Origin of the sequence: Kaistia soli DSM 19436 (assembly GCF_900129325.1) — a bacterium.
Classification (GTDB): Bacteria; Pseudomonadota; Alphaproteobacteria; order Rhizobiales; family Kaistiaceae; genus Kaistia; species Kaistia soli.
The window spans coordinates 1,880,195-1,901,947 of record NZ_FQUP01000001.1 but is presented as its reverse complement, the minus strand read 5'-3'; the positions used below and the strand labels follow the sequence as shown (position 1 = coordinate 1,901,947).

Sequence of the window (21,753 nt, the reverse complement as noted above, 5' to 3'; positions counted from 1 at the left end):
GCTTCAGGCCGCCGCGCGCGTGGCGACCTGAAGGCGCTTTGCGGACTCGCGGCGCGACAAATTGGGTGCCAGCGCAAGCCGCGCGGCTTCGAAGGCCTGCCAATCCGCCGCATCGGGCAGAGCTGGGATGGTGACAATCTCGCCCTGGTCGAGACCCGCGAGCGCCGCATCGACCATCGCGCCGGTCGGCATGACAATCTCGGGCGGCAGGCTCTCGAGCGACAGGCCGGAGCGCTCCCAGATTTCGGTTGCCGTCGCCCCCGGCAGCACTGCCTGAACGCGGACGCCCTGCCCGCTCAACTCCGCGTGCAGCGACTGGCTGAAATGCAGCACATAGGCTTTGGTCGAGCCGTAGATTCCCGGGAAGCTCTCGGGGATGAGCGGCACCACCGAGCCAATATTCACGATCGTCCCCGCCCCGCGCGCCACGAAGCCCGGCGCGGCGGCCAGCGCAAGCCGTGTCAGGGCAACGACGTTAAGATCGATCATCCGTTCCATGGCGTCCGGATCCGCCGCAGCCAGCGGGCCACCGCCGGCAATGCCGGCATTGTTGACGAGGACGGTAATGGACGGGTCCGAGCGCAGTCGCGCTTCGACCGCGGCAAGATCGGATTTCGACGTCAAGTCAGCCGCGAGGACATCGACGTGACGCCCCGTCTTCGCGCCGATTTCGGCGGCGAGCGTTGCGAGACGCCGCTTGTCACGCGCGACGAGAAGAAGGTCGTAGCCCCGCTCTGCCAGACGGTCGGCATAGACAGCGCCGATGCCCGATGATGCGCCCGTGACGAGCGCTACGCCGCGCCCCTGATGTCCTGCCGCCATGATGATCTCCATTGTTCGACACGGCCGCCGACTCTCGGCGCCGCTGCCGTCCAATTTAAATTATGATCATCATCTAAAGGCTACAAGGAGCCTTACAGGATTTTTTCGCGCTCCGCGGCGTCGTGCTTTTCCGAAACACCAAGATTGCGCCTGACGGCGATCAGGAACTCGTCCGACAACGGCGTCCCGGTGCAGGCGCGCGACAAAAGCAGGCCGCCCACCATGGTGGCCAGGATCGCCAGCGCGTCCTCTCGTCCAGAGCCCTCGGGCAGCACATTCTGGACGGCCGCAATCATCGTCTCGACACTGTCGTGATAGGCGGTGCCGAGTTCCGTCCCGCAGCCATCGCGCGCATAGTCGATCAACGCAGAGACAGGGCATCCCTCGCCCGGATCGTCTCGATGATGCGGCGACATGTAGGTGGCAACCAATGCAGCGAACGCCGCCTGGCGGTCGTCGCGATGCGCGTCCACGGTCGCGGCAAGGGCCGACCCTATCTCGCGTGACGCTTCCGCAATCGCCTCGGCCGCCAAGGCACTCTTGGATGGGAAATGGCCGTAGAAGCCGCCATGCGTCAGTCCGGCCGCCGCCATCAGCTCGGGCACGCTGACACCGCCAATCCCGCGCTCGCGAAACAGCCGCGCCGATGCCGCTACGATTTCCTGCCGATGCCGTTCGGCATCCTTCTTCGACGCACGCGCCATCAGGGGCCTCCTTGCCTCCCGCATTATATATGACGCCGGTCATGGAACCAAAAGCCAGGCCTGCGATAACCGGCGTTTGGCGCTCAAGGGCGAATTCAGTAGGCAGGACAGTTGGTGCGGGCGGCGGGGATCGAACCCGCATGACCGAGGCCGAGGGATTTTAAGTCCCTTGCGTCTACCAGTTTCGCCACGCCCGCACTGGCGGAGTTCTGTCATTTTGCGTGGCGGCGCGATAGAGCGGCGAGGCCTCGAAAGGGATTCCGATCACAAATTTCGACTTCCATTGCCGTTCGCGGCTGTTAGGAAGAACCGTGAAGTGAATCGTGGCACCACGACGGCTCGCTCACCTTTGAGACCTCTGGAACCGAGCCGCCAGGAATCCGCTTGCCATGACCGAATCCACCGCCACGCCCATCTCCCACCGGCAGTCCCTTCCCCTCGAACCCTTCGACATCCTCGCGCGCGCCAGCGCCATGGGCCGCACACTGGTCGGCGTGCGCGCGCCGGGCGCACTGCTCGAGCGGATCGGCGTCTTCGACGGCGTGAAACTGGAAGGTGGACTGCTCGTTGCAGAGAACGAGAAGGCCCGCACCGTCATCGATCCGTCGGTCATAGCGAGCATCGTTGCCGATGTCAGCGAAACGCCGCATGACACCGTGCTGACCTATGTCGATTTCCTCGATGCGGACGGCGTTTCGGTGATCAAGGTCACCGCGCTCGAAGGACCCGAGAAATTCAACGCAGCGCTGGCAGCGTTTGCACGCGCGCCGCTGCCTTATGTCCCGCCGCTGCCCCGCACGACGGTTCCGGTCGATTCAGGCGATATCGGCGGCGTCCCGCTCGTCGCGGCCAGCGCCAGCGGCGCGGGGGTGACACTCGCCGTGCGCCGGCCGGGTGCCGAGCAGTCCTGGACTGGAGCGCTCGAAGCGATCAAGTTCGGCCATTCCTATGTGAATGTCATCCAGGCGGACGTACACCTGCATCTCGCGGCACGTGCGGTCGCAGCCTGGAATCGTGCACCGATGGGCGACGGTATCGCCCTCAGCGCCACCGACGAAGCCGGCCAGCTGATCGGCCTCACCGTGAGCGGTCCCCGCCACGCGTTCGAGGCGGTGGCGGAGACCGTCTGACGCTGGAAGGCGCCGGTCAGTTCTGCTCGCTCTCCTTGCGGATATCGGCAATGAACTCCTCGGCGCCCTTCTTCACTTCGCGAACGTGATCGCCGGCATCCTTGAGGAAGCGGTCGAGCTCAAGGCGCAGGCCAGACGCCGACGGCTTCTCGACCGTGTCGGCATAAGCGATCATGCGCGCGGTGACGGCGAGATCGAGCAGAAGCGCCACGAGCAGCCCGTCATCCAGTTCCTGCTCGTCGGCATAGTCCGAGATGATTTCGAACAGCGCGCCGCGATGCTCTTCATATTCCTCGGCGAAGGCCTCGAACTCGGCGTCTTCGGTCGGCTCGGTCATCGTTTCATCTCCTCAGCCGACGATCGGCGGTTGAAAGGTCAGCCCCATATCCCAGGGGAAGTAGATCCACGTATCCTGTGACACTTCGGTGATGAACGTGTCGACCTCGGGGCGCCCCAGCGGCTTCGCATAGAGCGTCGCGTAATGCGCCTTGGGCAGCATTTCGCGCACGAGACGCGCCGTCTTGCCGGTATCGACCAGGTCGTCGATGACCAGAATGCCGGCTCCTCCGCCGCCGGCCAGGTCGATCACCGCCTGGCTGACCGGCTTCAGAACCTTGAGCGAACCCTGCTCCTGATAGTCGTGATAGGAGGCGACGCACACCGTCTCGACGATGCGGATGCCGAGTTCGCGCGCCACCACCGCCGCCGGCACAAGGCCGCCGCGGGTGACGCAGACGATCGCCTCCCATTTCTTGTCGCCGGAGAGGCGCCAGGTCAGCGCGCGCGCGTCGCGATGAAACTGGTCCCACGAAACCGGAAAGGCCTTGTCGCTTCGCGCATCCGCCATGGCTTTTATCCCCGCACCTCTATTCAGCTCCAGCCATGGAATGCCATGCGCCTGCTTGCAATCTGCCAGAGGTTACGCTCCACAGGAAAGGGCCGCCGCACGGGCTTTTTCGATGCCCCCTTTGCGCCGTGGCGGCGACAGCGTTCGAGCCCCAAGCGAAAGGCGTGCACGGCATGTTTGGGCTAACCGACGAGATGACGATCGCGCTGATCACCTTCGGCTGCCTTTGCGCCGCGTCGCTGGGCGCCCTTTTCACCTATGAACGACTGCCGGCCCATCATCTCGACGACAAGACGCTCGATATCGTCAGGATCATCGCCAACATCTTCGGCCTCTTGAGCTCGCTCGTGCTTGGTCTGCTGGTGAGTTCGGCGAGCGGTAATTTCAGCGACGTCGAGAAAGCTGTCCGCAGCTATGCCACGGATCTGATCCTGCTCGATCGCTCGCTCCGCGATCTCGGCCCAGACGCCCAGCCGGCGCGCGGCGAACTTCTCGGCTACGTCTCGACCGTCGTCGCGATGCGCGATGTGGAACGGCCGGCGCTGCCCAGCGAAAACAAGTCGGCCGAGGCGACGCTCCACGATATCCGCGACAAGATCGCGGCGCTCAAGTTGACCGATCCCCAGATAATCGCAGAGCGCGATCAGGCGAAGGCGGATGTCGATACGCTTCTGCGCGCAAGGTGGAGCCTCATCGACCGGACCGAGGGCTCCGTGCCGCGCCCCTTGATGATCGCGTTGATCGTCTGGCTCGCCATGACGATGGCAAGCTACGGCTACCGGGCGCCGAAAAACGCGCTGGTCGTCACCGGCTTCGTCCTGTCCTCCGGACTGCTCGCCGGCGCGATCTACATGGTTCTCGACATGGGCCGGCCTTTCGACGGGCCGATCCAGGCCTCGTCCGAGCCCTTCGTCCACGCCCTGACAGAACTGCAGCGCTAGCTCCGCTGAACGAGCAGGCTGGCGATCAGCCCCTCGACCGCTCGCACCGCGAGGTCGAGGCGGGACTGGTCGCGCGAGCGCAGGACGATGTCGGTCGCGAAGCCGCCATCCAGCATCTTCGGATAGCTGCCGATCGAGACGTCCGGGAAGTCCTTCTGAAGCGCGCCGAGGCCGGCGGCGATCCGCCCCTCGCCCATCGAAGCGGGAACGGTCGCCGACAGCATCTTGGCGCCGGTCGAAATCGTTGCCGTCACCGCGTCGAGCATCGCCTGCATGATCACCGGCACGCCTGCCATGACATGCACATTGCGGATGGTGAAGCCCGGCGCCTTCGAGACGGGATTGTCGATGAGGTCGGCGCCGGCGGGAATGCGGGCCATGCGCATCCGCGCTTCATTGAGGTTGGCCTCGCCATAATGCGTCGTCAGGATCGCGACGGCGCGCGGATCATGATCGATGGTGACGCCGAACGCCTTGGCCATCGCGTCGGCCGTGATGTCGTCATGCGTCGGCCCGATGCCGCCGGTCGAGAAAACGTGATCGTGGCGTTCGGAAAGCGCCCGGACCGCCGTGATGATCTCGTCCTCGACATCCGGCACGATGCGAACTTCGCGCACATCGATGCCGATCGCCGTGCAGTATTCGGCGATATAGCCGATATTCTTGTCCTTGGTCCGGCCTGAGAGAATTTCGTCGCCGATCACCAGGATCGCCGCGGTGACGATTGTGTGCGCCGTCTCGCTGCCTGTCGTCATGTCCGCCGTCTCCTGATGATGTGAGCGCCGAGATGTAGCCGCTCGGCGCGCGCCGCTCAACGCCGCCGCGACGTCAAAACCCTTGTATCTCGCCGCCCGATGCGCCAGATCGTTTCAATCCTCGTCAGCAACAGGCTTGTTCCGGAAGCAGAGGAATGCTGTGCTTCGGAACGAGGGAGCGTTTCCATGGTCACCTATGTCGATGCCGATGCCGCCCCGTTGAAGAACACGGGCCAGATCCGCCTTTACGGGCGCGAGGCGTTCGACGCCATGCACCGCGCCGGACAACTCGCCGCCGCCTGCCTCGACGGCCTCGCCAACATCGTGCGGCCGGGCGTGCCGACCGATGTCATCGACCGCTATGTCTACGAGTTCGGCGCCGACCATGGCGCCCTGCCCGCGACTCTCGGCTATCGCGGCTATACGCGGTCGACCTGCACCTCGATCAATCACGTGGTCTGCCATGGCATTCCCGACGCCAAGCCGCTGCGCGACGGCGACATCGTCAATGTCGACGTCACCTTCATTCTCGACGGCTGGTACGGCGATTCGAGCCGCATGTATCCGGTCGGCAATGTGAAGCGCGCGGCGGAGCGGCTGGTCGAGGTCACCTATGAATCGCTGATGCGCGGCATCGCCGCCGTGAAGCCCGGCGCCACGACCGGCGATATCGGCTATGCGATCCAGTCCTTCGCCGAGGGCGAGCGCTGCAGCGTTGTGCGCGATTTCTGCGGTCACGGCGTCGGCCGCCTGTTCCACGATTCGCCGAACATCCTGCATTACGGCAATCCCGGCGAAGGCATCGAGCTCCGCCCCGGAATGATCTTCACGATCGAACCGATGATCAATCTCGGCCGGCCGCATGTGAAGGTGCTGTCCGATGGCTGGACCGCCGTGACGCGCGACCGCTCGCTCTCGGCGCAGTTCGAGCACACGGTCGGCGTCACCGAGACCGGATGCGAAATCTTCACCCTCTCCCCGCGGGGCTATACCTGCCCGCCTTACCCGACAGGCGCATGAGCGGATTCGAAGACGGAGCCGACGAACCGCCGCACTTTCTCGGCCATCGAGAACGGCTGAAGGCACGGTTCCGCGAGAGCGGAGCCGACGCGCTGGCGGATTATGAGCTGCTCGAACTGATCCTGTTCGCCGCCGTGCCCCGGCGCGACACCAAGCCGATCGCCAAGGCGCTGATCAGCCGTTTCGGCACCTTTTCCGAAGTGCTGGCCTCGCCCGAGGCAAGGCTGATGGAGGTGCCGGGCGTCGGCGCCTCGGTCGCGCTGCATCTCAAGGTGGTCCACGCCGCCGCCAAGCGGCTGGCGCTCGGCGCCGTTCGCGAGCGGCCGTTGCTCGGCTCGTGGAGCGCCGTCATCGAATATTGTCGCGTCGCCATGGCCTATGAGGAGAAGGAGCAGTTCCGCATCCTCTTTCTCGATAAAAAGAACGCGCTCATCGCCGACGAGGTCCAGCAGACCGGCACGGTCGACCATACGCCGGTCTATCCGCGCGAGGTGGTGAAGCGGGCGCTCGAACTCTCCGCGACCGCGATCGTGCTGGTCCACAACCATCCGTCCGGCGACCCGACGCCCTCGCGCGCCGACATCCAGATGACCAAGACCATCGTCGACATCGCCGCCCCTCTCGGCATCGCGGTGCATGATCACCTCATCATCGGCCGGAACGGCACCGTCAGCTTCAAGGGATTGAAGCTGATCTGACAAGGCGCGCCTGACTGGCCTGATCAAGACGGAGAAACTCTGATGACCGAAGCGGCTGCACCCGGCGAGATCGACGCGAAGGCCTTCTGGCAGACACTCGGACAGCGGGCGACCGGCATGACCGTCGTGACCGCCGACAGCGATGACGGCCCGACCGGGTTTCTCGGCCTCTCCGCAAGCCATGTGACCGCCAGCCCCCCAACGATGCTGGTATCGATCGACCGCAAGACGCATGCGCTTGCCGGCGTCCTCTCCCGCCGCCACTTCGCGATCAACTATCTGCCGGCCGAAGCCGGTGGCCTCGCCGACGCCTTTGGCGGCCGAACCGGCGTTTCCGGCGCGGCGCGATTCGTGCCGGAGGACTGGACGACCCTTTCGAGCGGCGCGCCAATCCTGAAGTCCGCCCTCGGCGCCTTTGATTGCGCCGTCACGGACATCGTCGAGCACGGCAACATCTCGATCGTCATCGGCCGGGTCCTGGCGGTCCATACACGCCCCGACGCCGACCCGCTCGTCTTCTTCCGCGGCAGGAACTGGCGCGGCGTCGGAGATCCTGCCTGAGCCCGCTGTCAAGATTCGTCCGGCTCGTTGACGCTCGCAAAGCGATCTGCGTCACACCGTGTCGTAAAATGGCTACCCGGATAGCATCGCCAGCGGCGAAATAGCGCCGAATGCCGGAAGCGTCGGAACCCTGCCGCACGATCCGGTCAGGGGAGCCTCAGAATGCAACTATCCTCGCTCTGGAAATCGTCACCCAAACGGAGCCAGCGGGCGCGCCGCGGCTTGCAGGCTGCAACGCTTGCGGTCGCCACCACCTTGGCGGCTACCGCGCCATCGCAGGCCGCGTCCATGGCGCCTGCGGTGAACAAGGAGGAGGCGAGCGCGATCGCGGTCAACGCCTATCTCTATCTCTATCCCCTGATCACCATGGACCTGACCCGCAGGCAACTAACGAACATGCCGGCGGATTCGGGCATAGGCGGGCCACCCAACGCCTTCGCCAATATCCCGGCATTCCCCGCCGCAGATATGCGCACGGTCGTCCGGCCGAATTTCGATACGCTCTATTCGAGCGCCTGGCTCGACCTGACCAAGGAGCCGGTCGTCGTCACGGCACCCGATACCGGCGGACGCTACTACCTGCTGCCCATGCTGGACATGTGGAGCGACGTCTTCGCATCGCCCGGCTGGCGCACCACCGGGACGGCGGAGGGACATTTCCTTGTCACGCCACCTGGCTGGCGCCCTGAGCTGAAGGACGGCTGGCAAGCCGCCCTGAACCTTCCGGCAGATACGCAGCGCATCGATGCCCCGACGCCGAATGTCTGGATCATTGGCCGCACCAAGACCGATGGCCCGTCGGATTACGATGCCGTGCACAAGATCCAGGCCGGCTACAAGATTACGCCGCTCTCCGCTTGGGGCAAGGAAGCTGCTGCCCCGGCCTCCCTCAAGCCCGATGCGTCGATCGACATGAAGACGCCGCCGAAGCTGCAGGTGGATACGATGGCAGCCGACGCCTATTTCGCCTATGGCGCAGAGTTGATGGGCGCCAACCCGCCCCATATCACCGACCAGCCGATCCTGGCGCAGATGCGGCGCATCGGCATCGAGCCCGGCAAGCCGTTCGACGCGTCGAAGCTCCCCGACGACGTCAAGGCTGCCATCGCGGCCGCCCCGGCCGGGGCGCAGGCGCTGATGAAATGGAAAGTGCCAACACTCGCCCGCATCGCCAATGGCTGGTCGCTCAACACTGATACGATGGGCGTTTACGGCAACTATTATCTGAAGCGCGCCATCGTCGCGCAGCTCGGCCTCGGCGCCAACTTGCCGGAGGACGCGATCTATCCGCTCAATCTCGCGGATGAAGCCGGCCAGCCCCTGTCGGGCGCGAATTCCTACACGATCCATTTCGACAAGGCCTGCCTGCCGCCGGTCGATGCGTTCTGGTCGGTGACGCTCTATGACCAGGAAGGTTTCCAGGTCGCCAACACGCTCAACCGCTTCGCCGTGTCGAGCTGGATGCCCTTCGTCTCCAATCCTGATGGTTCGCTCGATTTGATCATCGGGCCGGATTCGCCGGGCGGTGCGATGGAAGCCAACTGGCTGCCCGCGCCGAAGGGGCCGTTCAACCTGACCATGCGCCTCTATGCGCCGAAATCCGATGCCCTCACCGGCAAATGGGTGCCTCCGGCCGTGCGTCGCAACGAGACGCTGACGCCGTTCGGAGCGCAGTAGATACCGCAACATCGGGTCCCGCCGGGGTATGCACTGCGGCGGGATCGCTGCCCGGACAACTTGGGAAGGGAAGTCTAGGGCGGCCCCTTGGGCCCTCGCAGCATGTCGCCCTCATCCATCACGCCGTTCAGCAGGAAGAGCCAGGCGAGCGTCAGCGACATGTTTTGTCCGGGGAACCACTTCTCGAAGAGCGCTCTCGCCCCCGATCGATGTGAGAAGAGTTCATAGACCCGCCTTTGCACGAAGGCGACGAGCTCAGTGTCATGCCGGGAAACCAGCAGCGCATAGGGCTCATAGGTATATGTCTTTCCAGCAGGCCGCACCCCGGGACAATCGCGGCCCCGCGCGCGCCACTCGGCCTCCTTTGCCTGGATGATATCGAGATCACCGACATAGATCTTGTCGCGGGCCCAGCCTTCGCAGAACCAGGCGATGAGATTATCGTGGCTCGACCTCGGGCAAAGAACGTAGGATTGGGAGATTTCCGACAGCGCCCTCAGCGACTGCGTCTGCGTTTGGACCGGACCGCTGCTCGCGGCTCCATCGGCGACGGGTTTGGTTTCGACACACTCCAAAGGCGTTCCTCTGGCGCAGGTCGCGGGCTTGTCGGACGCACCGACCTTCAGGACGTCGACGCTGCAAATCTCCCACGCGACGCGCTCGGCCGTGGATGAGGCCAGATAGCCGATCTGGACGGGATCACTGTTGTACTGCTGGGCCGAGCGATAGAGATAGGAGACGCCCGACACGAAGATGATGGGCGAGAAGATGCCAGCGACCATGCGTTCGCTGTCACCCAGCCAAAGCGTCGTCGCATCGCAGAGCACGTCGATCTTGTCATCCGCGATGCCATTCGCGATCATCTCGTCATGCGATGGATCCTTCGGTCCGCGAAGCCTCTTGAACCGGCTCTGGGGCTGATCGATGACGCGCTGCTCGATCCGCCACGGGCTGTTCTCGAAGATCTGGTAACAAAGCTCGGCGACATAGCCGAGATAGGGATGCGGCGTGTCTTGCCTTTGCCCGGCCGGCTGAAACGAGAACGGCGGAATGTCGGATCGAAAGCCGAGCACGATCGTTGGGGGCGCTGACTGAACGGCATCAGGCTGAGCCCCGTCCGGATTGGCGGCACGGGCGGGTGTCACGGAGCCGAAGAACACGCCGCTCGCGAGCAGAACCATCGCAACGACGCCTGCTTGAGCGGCCGCCTTCGCCGCTTTGGACGACGAGGCCTGTCGCCTGATCTCAAGGCGCTGTTGCGAACGGCGGTGCTGCCGCGTCAGTCCGATCACCGAGATGAAGACCGACGCCGAGATGACCAGAAGATCCAGTGTCGAATAATAGGTGAAGCACGTCTCCAGATTGTCGCGACCTGTCCACCACATGCTCCACAACGACAGATCGAAGGGTTCTGTGTGGTCGTCGATGAGGCGCCGGCAAGGGACGTCCGCCAAGTTGCTCGCGACGAAGCTGAGATAGACGAGCGTCACAATCCCGGCAACAGCCGCGATCCACAGACGACGCCGCGCGAAGGACTTGTCCGGATAGCGCAGGACGATGTTGATGCCGAGATAGCAGATCCCGGATATTGGAGCGAGAATGACATAGAAAAATAGATTTCCTGCATATCGCTCCGATCCCAATAATTCCTGCGTCATCTGTTGGATGTTTCTGCTGGTCAAGGCCGTCTTCAGGATCGCGAAGAGCATCATCCCGCCTGCGGAAATCGCGAGCGCGGCCAGCAAGCCCCCAATATCCCGCCAGAGAACCGTGGTTTCAAGCGACCCTTCGCGTGAAAACCGGCCATCGGCGACTTCGGCCAGCGTCGCGATCGTCGTCGTCGGCAGCCAGACGAGAATGAACAGCTTGGTCGTTTCGGCAGCCGCAATCAGAGCGAGATTGGACACGGAAAGCGGCACGGGGAAGATAGGAGGATGCCACTGGATCCACACGAAGATGAAGTAGACCGTGTAGATGACGGCGAGCATATAGAGCGGAAACCCCGTTGCGGGATTGTTGTCCTCTTCTCGAAAGCGGCTAATGATCGTTTCTCTGAGATCGTCCTTCAAGCTAGCGAATTTCGACCCATAGTCGACATAGATCGCCATGATGATGGCGAACTCGTCGCGGATGCGTTCAAGAACGACGCAAGTATCGAGCAGCAGCTTCTCATCATTCTTGCTGGTCGAAGCGCCGTCACTGCTTTCGCCGAGCCTTTCGCTCCCGTGAAGCAGGCTGTCGAACAGGGCCAGCGCGTCTTCCGCCTCATCTCGCACTTCCCGTTCATATTCGTCGAGTTTTCGCCTGATCTCTGGGTCCGACCACTGGAGATTTTCTTTGCGAGACCAGATGACCACCGCATGGAGGTTCTTGCTGAGCGTAATATAGCTGGCAAGCTTTGGGCCGAGTGTCTTCCTCACCCATGACGGAAAGCTGGCGAGGGTCGCGGGGTCCTCGATGGGGTTGCCATCGATCAAGGTCTTGATCCGGGTTGCCTTCTCCCGCAGACGCGTTGGAATGCCGACGATTTCGTGTGCGAACCGCCGCAGCATGTTTTCGGCCGGAATGAGCGGATTGAGCAGCGGCGCGAGCCCTCCGATGCCGGCAGCCAGAAGCAGCGGCCACCTCCAGGATGTGAACTCGACCGAGCCGACGCTTACCTGAAGGCCGGACACGTTGATCTGCGAGGCCAGCTGAAAAATCACGCGGCCGAAAAACGACAACATTGCGTAGATGAAGATGAGCAGGATGCAATAGATGACATAAGCCCTGCGCAGGGACTCGCTGTCCTTCAGATTCCAGATCTTGAGCTTCTTGAAGTCCCGGAAGGCGTCAGTATTGACGTCGTAGCTCGGCTCGGCAAAGCGCTTCCATGCGAAGGCACAGATAAGCACCACACCGGCTAGAAAGGCGACAACGAATTCCCAGGAGACCGCGATCCCGACAAAGGGAAAATCCCGTTGTGCTTCGGGCGTCAGCGCGGTGTATTGCCAGAGTGTTGTCGGGACGCTGTCCGGCCAGTACGCAGAGTTCGTGTCCATATCCACCCCCTACGCAACGCAACACCACATCCGCCGAGACGCCTGCCAATACAGTTGGCGGCGCGGCCCCGACGGCCCTGACCCGGCGCTCCACGGTTCAGACACACCTCATCGAGCCCGGAAATGGCAGGCGGCCCTCAAATCGATCGCGAGGTGTCGAGCGTTTCGACGGCTAGGGACAACAAGTCGTCAGGCCAATGCGGGACATCGTCCGTGCCTGAAGAGGCTGCAATTCAGCCTTCAGCGGTAATCAGCCCGGCTAGCACTTGCGCTGTTGAGGATTGTTACAAGAATCGGCCAGGGCGCTTTGATTTCCAAGCGACACGGGCGTGAGCAACAGCGCGAAAACTGCGAGGGCAAGCAAGTACTTCATGATCCGACCTCCGACATCACGTCAGGTCTCGTGGAAGCATGCTATGCTATGACATCACCACTAACCTACACCCATTGGTTACGCCACGCAACTGCCACAATTGTGACCATCAGCGTGGCACTGGCGACTTGATTCGTAGCAGTGGGACCGGAAGCTTCGGCTATGTCTTGTCGTTCCGAGCGAGTTCCCGCAGTCGCTCGCCGAGATAGCTGCCGGCCGTGTAGCGTTCCGAAAGGACCACATCGGGCCGGGGCTGCAGGAACAGCGGGATCGACACGCGCGACTTGAAGCGCGAGTCGCCGGCCGGATTGATCACGCGGTGCGTCGTCGAGGCGTAATAGCCACCCGATGCCTCCTGCAGCATGTCGCCGACATTGATGACGAGCATGCCGAAATCGAACGGAACGTCGACCCACTCGCCTTCGCCATTGAGGAGCTGCAGGCCGCGTTCATTGGCGGCTGGCAGGATCGTCAGCAGGTTGATGTCTTCATGCGCCGCGGCGCGGATCGCATCGGGATCCTCCTCTCCAGTCAAGGGCGGATAGCGGAGGATGCGGAAGAGCGTGCCCTCGCTGCCATGCATCATCTCGGGCAGTGGCACCGAGAACTTCGCCTTGACCTCGGCGGGCGTGTTGTCATCGACCCAGGTCAGCAGTTCCTCGGCCAGATCATGCGCGAGATCGAAATAGCGCTTCGCCGCATCGGACACTTCGTCGGGATAGCGACCCCACGAATAGATATGGAAATACTCTTTGAGGTCCCGCTTCTTGCCGCCCTTGGCCGTCTCAGCCTTAGCGGGCGGGAAGAAGCCGTCATGCTTCTCGCCGACGAGATAATTGTGCTTGGCCTCGCTGTCGAAGAAGCCGAGCCACTCGGAATAGATCTGCTCGACGAGCGGCTGCGGGATCGGATGGTTGGTCAGGACGCCGAAGCCGGTCCGGCGCAGCGACTCGGCGAACAGCGCCGGCGCGTTCGGATCGCGATAATCGACGACGATGATCCCGCTCTCATGCGGCACCGCGTCCCGTCTGGCATCGAACTCAGTCATGACTATCCCTCTCGGCTCTTATCCGCGGTCGGCGCCGCTGCGTTGACACCATCATGAACCCGAAGGCGCGAGCGAGGCAATCGGCTCCGCGGAACTGTCGACAATCTGCCCATTTTGACGGCAGATGCTGCCTTTCGTGCCGCGGCATCCCGACATCATCAAGACATCCGATTGGCACTAGCCAAGACTGAGCGCGTTATGTGCAATATCGTGAGACGAATTCGCGATGCGCGATCCGAACAAGCGTAGGCATGGCCGTTGGCACAGTGCTTGCCGGGTTGGTCGGGAACTGTAGGGGAGTGATGGCGGGAATGGGCGTTGCCTTCGACGAGATGGGCGCAAGCGGCGACGGCTGCCGGCCAGGCTATGAAGTCCTGAAACGCTGGCTGGATTCGACCCCGCCCGATCTTCTGGCGACGCGTCGCGCCGAGGCGGAGCTTTTGTTCCGGCGCATCGGCATCACCTTCAACGTCTATGGCGACGACGCAGGCGAGGAACGGTTGATCCCGTTCGACATCATCCCGCGCATCCTGACCAAGCCGGAATGGTCGATTCTCTCGCGCGGGCTGGAACAGCGGACCAAGGCGCTCAATGCCTTCCTGGCCGACATCTATTCCAAGGGCGAGATCCTGCGGGCCGGCCATGTGCCGGATGACCTCATCTATCGCAACCCGTATTATCGGCCTGAGATGGCCGGCCTGAAGCTGGCGCACGACATCTATGTGATGATCGCCGGCATCGACATCGTTCGCGTCGATCCCGAGACCTTCTATGTCCTCGAGGACAATGCCCGCACGCCCTCCGGCGTCTCCTACATGCTGGAGAACCGCGAAGTGATGATGCGGCTGTTCCCGGACCTCTTCGCCGAACAGCGGATCGCACCGGTCGAAAACTATCCCGACGCCCTGTTGGCGACGCTGAAGTCCGTCGCCCCGCGCTCAGCTTCGTCCGACCCGACGGTCGCCCTGCTGACGCCCGGCCCGTATAACAGCGCCTTCTACGAACACTCCTTCCTGGCCGACAAGCTCGGCATCGAGCTGGTCGAGGGCCGTGACCTGCAGGTGCGCGACAATGTCGTGTACATGCGCACGACCGAAGGACCGAAGCGTGTCGACGTCCTCTATCGTCGCCTGGACGACGACTTCCTCGATCCGCTCACCTTCCGCCCGGATTCGGCGCTCGGCGTCCCCGGCCTGATGAACGCCTATCGCGCCGGCAACATCACGCTGTCGAACGCGGTCGGGACCGGCGTCGCCGACGACAAGGCCGTCTACTCCTACATGCCAGAAATCGTCCGCTTCTATCTCGGCGAGGAGCCGATCCTGAAGAACGTCCCGACATGGCGCTGCCGGGAACCCGATGCGCTGAAATATGTGCTCGACCATCTCCCGGAGATGGTCGTCAAGGAAGTGGCCGGCTCGGGCGGCTACGGCATGCTGATCGGCCCCGCCGCCGACAAGAAGTCGATCGCCGATTTCGCCGCCAAGCTGAAGGCGAATCCCGACGACTTTATCGCCCAGCCGACGCTGGCGCTCTCGACCTCGCCGACCTTCGTCGAATCGGGCATCGCGCCGCGCCATGTCGATCTCCGCCCCTTCGTGCTGACGGGCGGCGACAAGGTCCGGATCGTGCCAGGCGGCCTGACGCGCGTCGCGCTCAAGGAAGGCTCGCTCGTCGTGAATTCGAGCCAGGGTGGCGGCACCAAGGACACATGGGTGCTCGATGCCTGAGGACCTGGCCATCCTCGCCCCTGCCCTTTCCGCCAGCAAGACCTGGCGCCTGTTGCCGATTTCGATCGCGTTCCAAGGCCTGATCCCTTCGCCCGCGTGCCGGTCGAGGGTCTCTGAGAGCCTTTGCATCCGGAGTTTCCACCCGTGCTGAGCCGTACCGCCGACAATCTGTTCTGGCTCGCCCGCTATGTGGAGCGCGCCGAAAACACCGCGCGCATCGTCGATGCGGCGAACCGTCTGGCTGCGATGCCGATCGCCTATGCCGGCGAATCGAACGAATGGGAATCGGCGGTCGCCGCCACCGGCACGCTCGGCCTGTTCAAATCGCTCGGCAGGGAACCGACGGCCGAGAACGTCGTCGACTTCCTCGCTCTATCGCCGGAAAATCCCTCCTCGATCCGCTCCTGCCTCGAGCGTGCCCGTGTCAATGCCCGCACCGTGCGCACGGCGCTGACGGGCGAGATGTGGGAAGCGATCAACGGCGCATGGCTCGGCCTGCGCGATTTCGACCGGCTCGCCGGCGACCGGCTAAAGCTCAATGCCTTCCTGACTTACGTGAAGGAGGCATCGCTCCGCTTCGACGGCTCGGCCTATCGCACCATGCTGCGCAACGACGCCTTCTTCTTCTCCGGGCTCGGCAGCTTCATCGAGCGCGCCGACAACACCGCGCGCATCCTCGACGTCAAATATCACCTGCTGCTGCCCGAGCATGAAAGCGTCGGCGGCGGCCTCGACTTCTTCCAATGGTCGTCGATCCTGCGTTCGGTGTCGGCCAACACGGCCTATCACTGGGTCTATCGCGAGAGCGTCAAGCCTTGGCTCGTTGCCGACCTCCTGGTTCTTAACGAACAGCTGCCGCGCTCGCTTTCGGCCTGCTACGCGCGGATCTGCGAATTCCTCGACGAGCTTTCGCTGGCCTATGGCCGCCAGGGACCAGCCCAGCGCGTCGCGCGCTCGACGAGGAACCGGCTGCAGAACGCGACCCTCGACGAGGTGTTTCAGGGCGGGCTGCATGAGTTCCTCACCGAATTGATCGGCGAGAACACGCGCCTCGGCCAGGCCATCACCGACCAGTATCTCGCCTGAGGATCCTGACATGCGCCTCAGGATCGTCCACGAGACCGTCTACGCCTTCGATCCGCCGGCGACCGGCGCCATTCAGACGCTGCGGCTGACCCCGCGCGGCCATGACGGCCAGTTCGTGGTCAACTGGCGCATCGAGGTCGATCACGACTGCCGCCTCGCCGGCGTGCTCGACCCGTTCGGCAACATGGTCCAGTCCTTCACCACCGAGGGCAAGCTCGACGGTCTCACCATCACCGCGCTTGGCGAGGTGGAGACGCATGACATGGCCGGCATGGTGCGCGGCCAATCCGAGCGTTTCCCGATCGCCGTGTTCCTGCGCGAGACGGCGCTGACCCAATCGGATACGGCGATCCGCTCCTTTGCGCAGGCGATCGACGCCGCCGCGCCAAGCGACCCGCTATCGCGCCTGCACGCGCTGATGGACGGCCTACATGACGAGATCGCCCCTGGCGAGACGGCGGACGAGGCTGCGATCGCGACATTCGCGGCCAAGACCGGGGATCCCCGTGCCATGGCGCATGTCTTCATCGCCGCCGCGCGCCATCTCGGCATCCCCTCGCGCTATGCCAGCGGCTATCTCTATCGCCCCGAGACGACCGAGCCTGCTCATGCCGAGCATGGCTGGGCGGAGGCATTCATCGACGGCGTCGGCTGGATCGGCTTCGACCCCTCGACCAATCTCTGTCCGACCGATTCGTATGTCCGCCTCGCGATCGGGCTCGACAGGGTCGCCGCCGCCCCGGTCCGCGGCGCCGCCTATGGCGACTGGAGCGCCGTTCCCAAGGTGTCGATCCGGGTTTCCGAGGCCGGTGCGGCAAAGTAACGGGGAAGTCGCAGCCATAGCGCTTGCGACTCGTGCCGTGAGTGTCGACAATCCGGCGCCCGGCGGAGACGAAATGCGGTCATGACCTATTGCGTTGGAATTCTCGTGCGCGAGGGTCTGGTGATGATCGCCGATACCCGGACGAATGCCGGGCTCGACAACATCGCGACCTTCCGCAAGTTGCACCTCTTCGAGAAGCCGGGCGACCGCGTCATCGCGATCGCCACGGCTGGCAATCTAGCGGTCAGCCAGTCGGTGCTGAACCTGCTCAACGAAGGGATCAAGAACCCCGAAACGGGCGAGATCGAAACGATCTACTCGATCCCGAGCATGTTCAAGGTGGCGCAGTTTATCGGCCGCGCCATTCGCGAGGTCTATCGCATCCATGGCAAGTCGATGGAGCAGCAGGCCGCGAGCTTCGACGTCACCATGCTGCTCGGCGGCCAGGTCAAGGGCGGCCGTCTCAGGCTGTTCATGATCTATTCGGCCGGCAACTTCATCGAGGCGACCAGCGACACGCCCTATCTGCAGATAGGCGAGCACAAATATGGCAAGCCGATCCTCGATCGTGCGGTGACCAGCGAGACGAGCCTCCAGGAAGCTCTGAAGCTCGGCCTCGTCTCCATGGACTCGACCATCCGCTCCAATCTCGGCGTCGGGATGCCGGTCGATGTCGTCACCATTCGCCGCGACGCGATTGAGATCGATGTCTCGCACCGCATCGATCGCAACGACGAATATTTCCTGGATCTGCGCGAGCGCTGGTCGGCGGCGCTGCGCGCCGCGCATCAGGCGATTCCGGCCCCGCCATACGGCAAAGACTGATCGCTAACGGTCCAAAACCGGAAAAATCGGGTTGCCAACGACATGTTGGCAACCCGATCTGTCCGGTGCCGTGCAAGGGGAGGAACCTGCGGCGCCGGGAACCTAGTTGAACGCAAACTCGGACGAGGCGATCCGCATCTCCGCAGCGCTGATCACGCCATGATGCGCAACCTTCACAGAATGAAGCGGCCCCTCGAGTTCACGTTTCCAGAAATCAAGGAAACGGTTCAGTTCGGGAAACTCCGGGGCGAGATCGTAATCCTGCCAGACATAGCTTTGCAGGAGGGCGGGATGATCAGGCAGGCGATAAAGGATATGGGCAGTCGTCAACCCATAGCCCTGAAGCTGACGCAACAACGATGAAGGCATGGACACCTCGACATTGCGATTTCACGACGTCCTGGGAGGGACACCCAAATCGTGTCGCAGAGGCCCCTTGATTTCAACCGCGTATTCGACGATTGTCGTGCTGAATCAAGATATTAGCAGCATAGGCGGCTGAGTGCTGCCAGCCAACCAGGCTGGACGCGCTGACGGGTCTGTTTGTGCTAGACTCACTGCCGAGCACCGTCTCGCCCGATTCAGGATGACGGCTGTGACGAATGGGCACCGTCCCATTGGCGCAGGCCTGTTCCCAATCCGAGTTCGATCATGACTGATAGCGCCGACCACGGCATCCGCTTCGGGCGGATCGCCGCAATGCTGCCCGTACACGACATGGCAAGGGCAGAAGATTTCTACATCCGCGTTCTCGGCTTCCGGAAGACCTTCGAGAACGGTGAACCTGTCGGCTTCATGATCTTGAAGCGCGACGCCGCCGAACTGCATCTGACGCTGCAGAAGGACTTCAAGCAGCCCGGCTTCAACGCAATCCACATGATGGTCGCGGATGTAGACGGGCTTCATGCCATCTGCCGAAAGCAGGGGCTGCGCATCGTCAAGGGGTTGCGCGACAAGGACTATGGCCTCCGCGCGTTCGTCTTCGAGGACCCTGACGGCAACCGGATCGACGTCGGCCAACCCATCTGAAGCGTGTCAGCTGGGCAGACGCCCGCCCGCCTTGGCCAACACCTCTGGCGTATCGAGGTCGTGGCCCACCCCGGGGCCGGCCGCGACCTCGATGACCTCTGTTGTATGGGCCGTGATCAAATCGCGCGCGCCCTTGTCGCCCTCGATCGCCACCAGCGCCGGGAAAAACCGGCGCGGCCACAGAACGGGATTTCCGCGGCGGCCATCATGAACCGGCGCAACGATCGCCCGGCGACCAGAGCCCTCGAAGGCAGCGAGAATCCCATCAATGGTCGCGCTGTCCACGAAGGGCATGTCGCCGAGAAGGATCAGCGCACCGTCGATCTCCGTACCAAGCGTGGCGATACCGGCTTTGAGCGATGTCGACAGCCCCGATGCATAATCCGGATTGTCCACATTTGCGACATCGAGCCCGGCGAGCGCCGCCCGGATCGCCTCAGGTCGATGGCCAGTGACAACGACGACGGGCCTAAGCGCGTGGCTCGCCAGTGCGGCCTCGGTGACACGCCTGATCAAGCTAACGCCGGCGATTTCGGCGAGCAGCTTGTTCGGGCCGCCCATGCGCCGCCCCTCGCCTGCCGCCAGAATCATGGCGGCGACCGTGTTCACGTGTCGCCCCCCCGCCGTCGCAGCGCCTCAATCACTTCTGCAAGGACTGCGACAGCGATCTCCGCCGGCGACTGCGCGCCGATATCGAGCCCAATCGGCGCGCGGATGCGTGCAGCGGCCACGGGGTCGACGCCAAGCGACACGAGACGATCGAGGCGCTTTGCATGTGTCTTGCGGCTGCCGAGCGCGCCGACATAGAAGCAACCCGCCACAAGCGCCGCCGCGAGCGGCTGGTCATCGATCTTCGGATCATGGGTCATCGCCGCCAGCGCAGTGAAGGCGTCGAGCGGAACTTCGGCCAAGGCCTCCTCTGGCCAGATCGGGTAAAGCCGCGCGCCTGGAAAGCGCCCGACCGCTGCGAAGCCCGTGCGCGGATCGATGATGGTGACGTCGAGCCCGGCGATCCCGGCCATCGGTGCCAAGGCCTGGGCGATATGCACTGCGCCGATGATGACGAGGCGCGGCGGTGGAAGTCGGACGGTCAGCATGGCTTTGCCATGCGCCGACTCGACCAAACCCGAGCGCCCAGAGCGGAAACGCGCCATCAGTTCATCGCCGAATGGATCTTCAGAAAAGCTTCCGTCTTCAGCCACGACTCGGCTGTCGCCGCTTTCGAGATCGGTAACGAGGATGGCGGCTCGGCGCTCTCGTCCAGCTGCCGCCAGCGCTTCGAGAGTTTCGGCGCGCATCAGCTGATGGCCTCGACATAGACAGCGATGCGGCCGCCGCACGAAAGTCCGACCTGCCAGGCGGTCTCGTCGGCAACGCCGAACGACATCACCCGTGAATGGCCACTTGCAATCACATCGGCCGCCTCGGCGATCACGGCGCCCTCTACGCAGCCACCTGAGACAGAGCCCTCGAATGCGCCAGCGTCATCAACGACAAGTTGACTGCCGACAGGCCGCGGCGCCGACCCCCAGGTCTCCACCACGGTCGCAATCGCGATTCGTCGTCCCTGATGCAGCCACTGCTCGGCAATCTCAATCACGTCGCGATCGGCCACCGCATCCCACGCGATACTGGTCATCCAAGGCTCCGCGGTTCGAACAAGGAGGTAGCAGCCGTGATCGATTGAGGTAACGACGACGCCATAAGGAGGCCCATGCGAGGCGAGTCGGGGCATGTTCGAACCGCTGTCGCGGTTATATAGGTTGACGCCGACCAGAACCATGATGAGATCATTCCCGCCGGCGGATCGCCAGAGCGGAATCGGGGTAGCGGCAAGGACAGGGTGATGCCACGCATTGCGATGGACGACGGGATCGAACTCTATGTCGAGGCCGATCCGGACAACGGCAAGCCGCCGCTGCTCTTCCTGAACGCACTCGGTGCCGACCACACGATGTGGGACGGCCAGATGCCGCGGTTTCGCGAACATTTCCGTATTGTGCGATTCGACGATCGCGGGCATGGGCAGTCAGCCCCGCCCGAAACGCCTTACACGATCGACCGGCTGGGCCGTGACGCCCGCGGCGTCATGGAGGCATTGGGCATCGAATCGGCGCATGTCGTCGGGCTGTCGAAGGGTGGCATGACCGCGGCATGGCTCGGCATCAACGCGCCCGAGCATGTCGAAAAGCTGGTGATCGTTTCCTCCTCGCCGCATCTTGCACCGCGCGAGGTCTGGGAGGGTCGTGCCCAGACCGCCCGCAACGAAGGCGTCGAGGCGCTGGTCGATGCTGTCATCGGACGCTGGTTCACTGAAGCGTTCCGCACCGCCCATCCTGAGGAATGCGCGCGGGTCCGCGCAATGATCCTGACGGCATCCGACGAAGGCTACGCCGCCTGTTGCGAAGCCCTGGCGGAAATGGACCTTCGCGACGATCTCGAACTCATCCCGGTTCCGACCCTCGCAATATGCGGCGACTCGGACGCGGCGACCCCGATCGCCAAGACGCGGGAATGGGTATCGACGATCGAAGGGGCGCGTCTCGAGGTCATCCGCAAAGCCGCCCATCTCCTCAATGTCGAGCAGGGGACCGCCTTCGACGATCTGGTGCTGGACTTCCTCCTGCAGTAGCGAGAGGCCGT

At 63.5% G+C, this 21,753-nt stretch carries 23 protein-coding genes and 1 tRNA gene; 12 read left to right on the top strand and 12 right to left on the bottom strand.

The genetic code is table 11. From position 1 onward, the window contains the following. Positions 1-3 precede the first annotated feature (3 nt). From BUB39_RS09200 to BUB39_RS09190, 3 genes are all read right to left on the bottom strand, one after another. A complete protein-coding gene (locus BUB39_RS09200) occupies positions 4-822 on the bottom strand; it encodes an SDR family NAD(P)-dependent oxidoreductase (protein ID WP_073052905.1) in 819 nt (272 codons plus the stop codon). A gap of 92 nt (positions 823-914) precedes the next feature. Continuing rightward, a complete protein-coding gene (locus BUB39_RS09195) occupies positions 915-1,526 on the bottom strand; it encodes a TetR/AcrR family transcriptional regulator (RefSeq protein ID WP_073052590.1) in 612 nt (203 codons plus the stop codon). A 112-nt stretch (positions 1,527-1,638) separates the two neighbouring features. Next, positions 1,639-1,723 (bottom strand) — tRNA-Leu (locus tag BUB39_RS09190). Between the two features lie 192 nt (positions 1,724-1,915). Between BUB39_RS09190 and BUB39_RS09185 the strand changes: the two genes are divergently transcribed. Further along, complete coding sequence (locus BUB39_RS09185) at positions 1,916-2,656, top strand: ChuX/HutX family heme-like substrate-binding protein (RefSeq protein ID WP_073052589.1); 741 nt, start codon at positions 1,916-1,918, stop codon at positions 2,654-2,656. 16 nt (positions 2,657-2,672) lie between these two features. Here the strand turns inward: BUB39_RS09185 and BUB39_RS09180 are convergent, their stop codons facing one another. Together BUB39_RS09180 and gpt are read right to left on the bottom strand one after the other, a co-directional pair. Continuing rightward, entirely contained in the window at positions 2,673-2,993 is a 321-nt protein-coding gene (locus tag BUB39_RS09180) for a hypothetical protein (RefSeq protein WP_073052588.1), read from the bottom strand. Between the two features lie 12 nt (positions 2,994-3,005). After that, entirely contained in the window at positions 3,006-3,503 is a 498-nt protein-coding gene (gene gpt / locus BUB39_RS09175) for a xanthine phosphoribosyltransferase (protein ID WP_073052587.1), read from the bottom strand. A gap of 173 nt (positions 3,504-3,676) precedes the next feature. On the opposite strand from gpt, the gene BUB39_RS09170 reads away from it, so the two are divergent. Further along, positions 3,677-4,444: a bestrophin-like domain gene (locus BUB39_RS09170; RefSeq protein ID WP_175561791.1), complete on the top strand. Its 768-nt coding sequence runs from the start codon at positions 3,677-3,679 to the stop codon at positions 4,442-4,444. On the opposite strand, the gene BUB39_RS09165 is transcribed toward BUB39_RS09170, so the two are convergent. Next, a complete protein-coding gene (locus BUB39_RS09165; protein ID WP_073052586.1) occupies positions 4,441-5,199 on the bottom strand; it encodes a competence/damage-inducible protein A in 759 nt (252 codons plus the stop codon). The genes BUB39_RS09170 and BUB39_RS09165 overlap by 4 nt on opposite strands. 186 nt (positions 5,200-5,385) lie before the next feature. Here BUB39_RS09165 and map point away from each other — a divergent pair, with 186 nt between their 5' ends. The 4 genes from map (at position 5,386) to BUB39_RS09145 (ending at position 9,155) form a co-directional block, all read left to right on the top strand. Beyond that, entirely contained in the window at positions 5,386-6,219 is an 834-nt protein-coding gene (gene map, locus BUB39_RS09160) for a type I methionyl aminopeptidase (RefSeq protein WP_073052585.1), read from the top strand. Continuing rightward, the gene (gene radC, locus BUB39_RS09155) at positions 6,216-6,917 is read left to right on the top strand and encodes a RadC family protein (RefSeq protein ID WP_084527046.1); all 702 of its coding nucleotides are present in this window, start codon (positions 6,216-6,218) and stop codon (positions 6,915-6,917) included. The genes map and radC overlap by 4 nt, the downstream gene beginning before the upstream one ends. A 42-nt stretch (positions 6,918-6,959) precedes the next feature. Beyond that, entirely contained in the window at positions 6,960-7,478 is a 519-nt protein-coding gene (locus tag BUB39_RS09150) for a flavin reductase family protein (RefSeq protein ID WP_073052583.1), read from the top strand. 162 nt (positions 7,479-7,640) lie between these two features. After that, on the top strand, positions 7,641-9,155 hold the full coding sequence (locus tag BUB39_RS09145; RefSeq protein WP_084527044.1) for a DUF1254 domain-containing protein: 1,515 nt from the start codon (positions 7,641-7,643) through the stop codon (positions 9,153-9,155). 74 nt (positions 9,156-9,229) lie between these two features. On the opposite strand, the gene BUB39_RS09140 is transcribed toward BUB39_RS09145, so the two are convergent. Together BUB39_RS09140 and BUB39_RS09135 are read right to left on the bottom strand one after the other, a co-directional pair. Next, on the bottom strand, positions 9,230-12,196 hold the full coding sequence (locus tag BUB39_RS09140; protein ID WP_244540184.1) for a type 2 periplasmic-binding domain-containing protein: 2,967 nt from the start codon (positions 12,194-12,196) through the stop codon (positions 9,230-9,232). A gap of 533 nt (positions 12,197-12,729) precedes the next feature. Beyond that, positions 12,730-13,617: a 2OG-Fe(II) oxygenase family protein gene (locus tag BUB39_RS09135; RefSeq protein ID WP_073052581.1), complete on the bottom strand. Its 888-nt coding sequence runs from the start codon at positions 13,615-13,617 to the stop codon at positions 12,730-12,732. Between the two features lie 311 nt (positions 13,618-13,928). On the opposite strand from BUB39_RS09135, the gene BUB39_RS09130 reads away from it, so the two are divergent. From BUB39_RS09130 to BUB39_RS09115, 4 genes are all read left to right on the top strand, one after another. Then, positions 13,929-15,347: a circularly permuted type 2 ATP-grasp protein gene (locus BUB39_RS09130; RefSeq protein WP_073052580.1), complete on the top strand. Its 1,419-nt coding sequence runs from the start codon at positions 13,929-13,931 to the stop codon at positions 15,345-15,347. A gap of 144 nt (positions 15,348-15,491) precedes the next feature. Further along, positions 15,492-16,433: an alpha-E domain-containing protein gene (locus BUB39_RS09125; protein WP_073052579.1), complete on the top strand. Its 942-nt coding sequence runs from the start codon at positions 15,492-15,494 to the stop codon at positions 16,431-16,433. A 10-nt stretch (positions 16,434-16,443) separates the two neighbouring features. Further along, a complete protein-coding gene (locus BUB39_RS09120) occupies positions 16,444-17,256 on the top strand; it encodes a transglutaminase family protein (protein WP_073052578.1) in 813 nt (270 codons plus the stop codon). A gap of 81 nt (positions 17,257-17,337) precedes the next feature. Continuing rightward, positions 17,338-18,081 carry a proteasome-type protease gene (locus tag BUB39_RS09115; RefSeq protein ID WP_073052577.1) on the top strand — a complete coding sequence of 248 codons (744 nt, stop codon included), beginning with the start codon at positions 17,338-17,340 and terminating at the stop codon, positions 18,079-18,081. A 102-nt stretch (positions 18,082-18,183) separates the two neighbouring features. Here BUB39_RS09115 and BUB39_RS09110 read toward each other — a convergent pair whose 3' ends face one another. After that, the gene (locus tag BUB39_RS09110) at positions 18,184-18,450 is read right to left on the bottom strand and encodes an usg protein (protein WP_073052576.1); all 267 of its coding nucleotides are present in this window, start codon (positions 18,448-18,450) and stop codon (positions 18,184-18,186) included. Positions 18,451-18,732: 282 nt separating this feature from the next. On the opposite strand from BUB39_RS09110, the gene BUB39_RS09105 reads away from it, so the two are divergent. After that, positions 18,733-19,110, top strand: coding sequence for a glyoxalase superfamily protein (locus tag BUB39_RS09105; protein ID WP_073052575.1), 378 nt, complete (start codon positions 18,733-18,735; stop codon positions 19,108-19,110). Between the two features lie 6 nt (positions 19,111-19,116). Here the strand turns inward: BUB39_RS09105 and BUB39_RS09100 are convergent, their stop codons facing one another. The 3 genes from BUB39_RS09100 to BUB39_RS09090 are packed head-to-tail and all read right to left on the bottom strand — an operon-like array spanning position 19,117 to position 20,749. Then, positions 19,117-19,719, bottom strand: a complete 603-nt coding sequence (locus tag BUB39_RS09100) for a nucleotidyltransferase family protein (RefSeq protein WP_073052574.1) — start codon at positions 19,717-19,719, stop codon at positions 19,117-19,119. Continuing rightward, positions 19,716-20,408 (bottom strand): XdhC family protein, encoded by a 693-nt coding sequence (locus BUB39_RS09095; RefSeq protein ID WP_073052573.1) that lies wholly within the window; start codon positions 20,406-20,408, stop codon positions 19,716-19,718. The genes BUB39_RS09100 and BUB39_RS09095 overlap by 4 nt, the downstream gene beginning before the upstream one ends. Continuing rightward, the gene (locus BUB39_RS09090; protein ID WP_073052902.1) at positions 20,408-20,749 is read right to left on the bottom strand and encodes an XdhC family protein; all 342 of its coding nucleotides are present in this window, start codon (positions 20,747-20,749) and stop codon (positions 20,408-20,410) included. The genes BUB39_RS09095 and BUB39_RS09090 overlap by 1 nt, the downstream gene beginning before the upstream one ends. Before the next feature lie 207 nt (positions 20,750-20,956). Here BUB39_RS09090 and pcaD point away from each other — a divergent pair, with 207 nt between their 5' ends. Beyond that, positions 20,957-21,742 carry a 3-oxoadipate enol-lactonase gene (gene pcaD / locus BUB39_RS09085; RefSeq protein WP_084527042.1) on the top strand — a complete coding sequence of 262 codons (786 nt, stop codon included), beginning with the start codon at positions 20,957-20,959 and terminating at the stop codon, positions 21,740-21,742. The last annotated feature ends 11 nt before the right edge of the window (positions 21,743-21,753 follow it).